Annotated in this window: 4 protein-coding genes; 2 read left to right on the top strand and 2 right to left on the bottom strand. The window is 60.2% G+C overall.

The genetic code is table 11. The annotated features are described in order from the left end of the window. Positions 1 to 941: 941 nt before the first annotated feature. Together mnmH and selD are read right to left on the bottom strand one after the other, a co-directional pair. The gene (gene mnmH / locus QMX98_RS31995) at positions 942 to 2,045 is read right to left on the bottom strand and encodes a tRNA 2-selenouridine(34) synthase MnmH (RefSeq protein WP_102595463.1); all 1,104 of its coding nucleotides are present in this window, start codon (positions 2,043 to 2,045) and stop codon (positions 942 to 944) included. Continuing rightward, positions 2,045 to 3,079, bottom strand: coding sequence for a selenide, water dikinase SelD (gene selD, locus QMX98_RS31990; RefSeq protein WP_154504008.1), 1,035 nt, complete (start codon positions 3,077 to 3,079; stop codon positions 2,045 to 2,047). The genes mnmH and selD overlap by 1 nt, the downstream gene beginning before the upstream one ends. A 273-nt stretch (positions 3,080 to 3,352) precedes the next feature. Here selD and QMX98_RS31985 point away from each other — a divergent pair, with 273 nt between their 5' ends. Both QMX98_RS31985 and QMX98_RS31980 read left to right on the top strand, forming a co-directional pair. Continuing rightward, positions 3,353 to 4,309: a nucleoside-specific channel-forming protein Tsx gene (locus QMX98_RS31985; RefSeq protein ID WP_282411942.1), complete on the top strand. Its 957-nt coding sequence runs from the start codon at positions 3,353 to 3,355 to the stop codon at positions 4,307 to 4,309. Positions 4,310 to 4,333: 24 nt separating this feature from the next. After that, complete coding sequence (locus tag QMX98_RS31980) at positions 4,334 to 5,356, top strand: purine nucleoside permease (RefSeq protein ID WP_282411941.1); 1,023 nt, start codon at positions 4,334 to 4,336, stop codon at positions 5,354 to 5,356. Positions 5,357 to 5,444: the final 88 nt, after the last annotated feature.

Genomic DNA, 5,444 nt, shown 5'->3' with positions numbered 1-5,444 from the left:
CTCCCACACTGGATCTCCGGCGCGACACAGATCCAGTGTAGGAGCGAGCCTGCTCGCGATGGGGCCAGAAAAACCGACACATCACTGTCGGTTGATCTCCCTCATTGGATCTCCGGCGCGACACAGATCCAGTGTAGGAGCGAGCCTGCTCGCGATGGGGTCAGAAAACCAACCCATCACTGTCGGTTGATCTCCCACATTGGATCTCCGGCGCGACACAAATCCAGTGTGGGAGCGAGCCTGCTCGCGATGGGGCCAGAAAAACCGACACATCACTGTCGGTTGATCTCCCTCATTGGATCTCCGGCGCGACACAAATCCAGTGTAGGAGCGAGCCTGCTCGCGATGGGGCCAGAAAACCAACCCATCACTGTCGGTTGATCTCCCTCATTGGATCTCCGGCGCGACACAGATCCAGTGTGGGAGCGAGCCTGCTCGCGATGGGGCCAGAAAACCAACCCATCACTGTCGGTTGATCTCCCTCATTGGATTTCCGGTGCGACACAGATCCAGTGTGGGAGCGAGCCTGCTCGCGATGGGGCCAGAAAACCAACACATCACGGTCGGTTGATCTCCCTCATTGGATCTCCGGCGCTACACCGATCCAGTGTAGGAGCGAGCCTGCTCGCGATGGGGCCAGATCAACCGACACATCACTGTCGGTTGATCTCCCACATTGGATCTCCGGCGCGACACAAATCCAGTGTGGGAGCGAGCCTGCTCGCGATGGGGTCAGAAAAACCAACACATCACGGTCGGTTGATCTCCCTCATTGGATCTCCGGCGCGACACAGATCCAGTGTAGGAGCGAGCCTGCTCGCGATGGGGCCAGAAAAAACAACACATCACGGTCGGTTGATCTCCCTCATTGGATCTCCGGCGCGACACAAATCCAGTGTAGGAGCGAGCCTGCTCGCGATGGGGCCAGAAAATTCAACACATCACTGTCGGTTGATCTGCCGCTCGCGCAGGTACTCAAGAACCGCGCCCTTCTCCCCGGCAAACTCAATCCGCGCGCCCTTCTTCTCCCGCTGAAAGGCATACATCGGATCGTAATACTCACGCAGCAACCCTTCGATCCAGCCCCGGTGCAAATCCACCGCCCCGCTGTTCGCCTGCTCCGCCAACGCGTCTTCCATCAAGATCAACATCCGCCGGTGCCGTTCACCGCCCAGGCGCTTCTGCACATTGTTCAAGCTTTCCAGCAGACGCTCGGAAAACAGCGCAAAGCCTTCATCGCCATGCACGCTGATGAACTCGGCACACAAGTCCACGACGTAATCGCGCAAGATCCGTTCGACCCGCCCTTCCTGGCTGTCCTCCAGCCAGACCATCGGGTACTGCTGCATGCCCTGAAACAGCGGCAAGGGCAACGCGCAGCTGCCAATCGCCCGGCTTTCGTCTTCCAGCACAAACTGCTCGATGCCATGAGCGCGTTTCTTCAGCACGTCTACCGCCAGGCGGTTTTCAAAGTCGATATTGGACGGTTGGACGGTGGCGCGTTTGCCGAAGCTGGAACCGCGATGATTGGCGTGGCCTTCGAGGTCCAGGCCGTTGCGTAGCTGCGTGAGCACCTCGGTCTTGCCGGTGCCGGTCATGCCGCCCAGCAATACGAAATCGCACTGGGCAACGGCCTGATCGACCGTGTCCAGCAAGAAGCTGCGCATGGCCTTGTAGCCGCCACCGACGCGCGGATAGTCGATGCCGGCCTCGTCCTTGAGCCACTGCTGGACAATCTGCGAACGCAAGCCGCCGCGAAAACAATACAAATAGCCCTCGGGGTGCGCCCGGGCAAAATCGGCCCAGGCCTGGATGCGTTCGGCCTTGATCTCGCCGGACACCAGTTGATGCCCCAGGGTGATCGCCGCTTGCTGGCCGTGTTGCTTGTAGCAGGTGCCGATCCGCTGCCGCTCGTGGTCGTTCATCAGCGGCAGATTGACCACCCCGGGGAACGCGCCCTTGTGGAATTCGATCGGCGCGCGGGCATCCAGCATCGGCCGGTCGTTGAGAAAGATGTCGCGGTAGTCGGTGAAGTCGATTGACATCAAAACACCTCGACCGCGTGGCTCTGTCGCTCGACCAGCTCACCGATTGGCTCAAGGGCCAGGCCCAATTCGCTGGCCACTTTGAGGAATTGCTCGTTGCCTTCGGGCGTGACCGCCACCAGCAGGCCGCCGCTGGTCTGCGGATCGCACAGCACCCGCTTATGCAATTCCTGCACGCGCCCGACCTTGCTCGCGTAACTGTCGAAATTACGCAGGGTGCCGCCCGGCACGCAGCCCTGGTCGAGGTAATACTCGACACCCGGCAGACGCGGTACACGGTTGTATTCGATGCGTGCGGTGACGTTGCTGCCGTCGGCCATTTCCACCAGATGCCCCAACAAGCCGAAACCGGTGACGTCGGTCATCGCCGTCACGCCGTCGAGCTTGCCGAAACGGCTGCCGGGTTTGTTCAGGGTGCACATCCAGTCGCGAGCCAGGCCAATGTCGGCCGTGCGCAGCTTGCCCTTCTTCTCGGCGGTGGTGAGGATGCCGATGCCCAGCGGTTTGGTGAGGTAAAGCAGACAGCCGGCGGTGGCGGTGTCGTTGCGCTTCATGTGGCGCTTTTCAACCAGCCCGGTCACCGCCAGGCCGAAGATCGGCTCCGGGGCGTCGATGGAATGCCCACCGGCCAACGGAATGCCCGCCTCGTCACACACCGAACGTCCACCGCGAATCACCTCCCGGGCAATCTCCGGCGCCAATACATTCACCGGCCAGCCAAGGATCGCAATCGCCATCAGCGGATCACCGCCCATGGCGTAGATATCGCTGATGGCGTTGGTGGCGGCAATGCGGCCGAAATCGAACGGGTCGTCGACGATCGGCATAAAGAAGTCGGTGGTCGAGACCACGCCGCGTTCTTCGTCGATCGCGTACACCGCCGCGTCATCGCGCGAGGCGTTGCCGACCCAAAGCCTGGGGTCGAGGTTCTGCGCGCCACTGCCGGCCAGAATCACCTCAAGCACTTGCGGCGAAATTTTGCAGCCACAGCCGGCGCCGTGGCTGTATTGGGTCAGACGAATCGGCTCGCTCATGGGAATACCTCGTGAAGACAATGGGGGCGAGTCTACCACTGGCGGTCAATCCAAGGCGCAACACCACCAGCCTTGTAGCAGCTACAGAAGTGTCAGTTCGCGTAACTGACCAACCCGACAATAAAAACCCTTATTTCGTCGATTTTTCATGGAATTGAAATAATTGGCATCTGTTATGCAAACGTTTGCGAGTCGCTGATATAGACGTTTTCGCGACATAACCGCGCAAGCCCGAAGAATCGGGCTTTTGATCCGCACGAAAAGGGACTTTTAATGCACCGCACGTCCAGCCGCGTGACTTGCTCGCGCACTCTTGCTGTTTCCTTGCTGTTGGCCAGCGTTACAGGACTACTCAGCAGCACCGTTTTGGCGCAATCCGCGCCCACCGAAGAATCCGCCCAGGGCGAAACCCTGAGTCCCGAAGCCAGCCCGCCGAAAAAAGGCGTTTACCTGTCGGACTGGTTCAACCAGGACCTGACCGTCATCGGCAGCAAAGACATCAGTTTCGGCCCGCAACCGGCCGACGATATTTACCTGGAGTACGAGTACTTCGGGCGCAAAGGGCCGTTCGAGTTGTATGGCTACATCGACATCCCGAAGATCTTCGACATCGGCAACAGTCATGACAAAGGCGTGTGGGACCACGGTTCGCCGGTGTTCATGGAGCACGAACCGCGCATTTCCATCGACCACCTTGCCGGCCGCAGCCTGGCCATCGGGCCGTTCAAAGAATGGTACGTGGCGTTCGACTGGATCTACGACCACGGCAGCAACAGCGCCAACCGCGCCAATACGCTTTACAGCGGCCTGGGCACCGACATCGACACCCACTCGCGAGTCAACTTGTCGGCGAACTTCTACGGGCGTTATCAGTGGGAAAACTACGGCGCCAGCAACGAGTATTCGTGGGACGGCTACCGTGCCCAGCTCAAATACATCGTGCCGATCAGCAGCTTCAGCAACGGCGCGTCACTGACGTACATCGGCTTCACCAACTTCGATTTCGGCTCCGACCTGCACAAGGACAACCCGGCCCGCACCGCCAACGCCACCGTCACCACCAACGTCTTGCTGTACTCGTTCACACACTTGCGCTTCACCCTGGTCGGCCGTTACTTCCACAACGGCGGCAACTGGGAGGATGGCAGCGAGTTGAATTTCGGCGACGGCGACTTCCGCGCTCGCTCCAATGGCTGGGGTTACTACGCCGGCATCGGTTATCAGTTCTGAGGCTTGATTGAACCTGGAGGTTTTATGAATGCAATGACGCGTATGTCCCTGGCCTGTGCCGCCCTGCTCTCTTCCACTGCCTGGGCAAGCGAAGCACCGATCCAGCCGAAAGTGATGCTGATCACCATGTTCGCCCCCGAGGCGCAAAACTGGATCGATCGGCTGGAGCTCAATCAGGAAGTTCGAGTGCCGGGCCTGTCCGCCGAGTACCCGACCATTCGCTGCAACACGCAGCAGGTGTGCCTGATGGTCACCGGCATGGGCCAGACCAACGCCGCAGCTTCGACACTGGCCCTGGCCCTGTCGCCGAAATTCGACCTGCGTAAAAGCTACTTCCTGATCGCCGGCATTGCCGGCATCAGCCCGAAACACGGGACCATTGGCACCACCGCTTGGGCCCATTACCTGGTGGAGTTCGGCACCCAGTGGGAACTGGATTCGCGAGACGCGCCGAAAGACTGGCCAACCGGATACATCGGCATCAACACCCAAGGCCCGAACCAAAAACCGCCGCTGGACTACAAGACCGAAGTGTTCGAGCTCAATCCGAAGTTGCAGGCCAAGGCATTCGCCCTGACGCACAACGTCAAGTTGAGCGAGAGCAAGGAATCGGCGGCATGGCGCCTGAAATACCCGTCGGCCCCGGCCAATCAGCCACCGACGGTGACGAAGTGCGACACGCTGGCCGGCAACACCTGGTTTTCCGGGACGCGCTTGAGTGAGCGTGCCGAGGTCTGGACCAAGCTGTTGACCGACGACAAAGGCGAGTACTGCACGACGCAACAGGAAGATAACTCCACCTACGAAGCGCTGCTGCGGGCCAGTCGCGAGGGCCTGGTAGACGTGCAACGCCTGGCGGTGGTGCGCGCGGGCTCCGACTTTGATCGACCGGCCCCGGGCCAGAGCGAGGTGGACAACCTGCTCAAGTATGCGGATCAGGGCGGGTTTGTGCCGGCACTGGAGAACCTGTACCGGACGGGGAATCCGTTGGTGCTGGAGATCTTGAACAATTGGTCGGCGTGGGAGAATGGTGTTCCCGAGGCTTGATCTGACAATGCAAAACCCTGTGGGAGCGAGCCTGCTCGCGATGACGGTGTATCAGGCAACACAAATGTCGACTGACACTCCGTCATCG

Source organism: Pseudomonas sp. PS02303 (assembly GCF_029959925.1).
Lineage (GTDB): Bacteria > Pseudomonadota > Gammaproteobacteria > Pseudomonadales > Pseudomonadaceae > Aquipseudomonas > Aquipseudomonas mandelii.
This window is presented reverse-complemented; position numbering and strand designations above follow the sequence as displayed.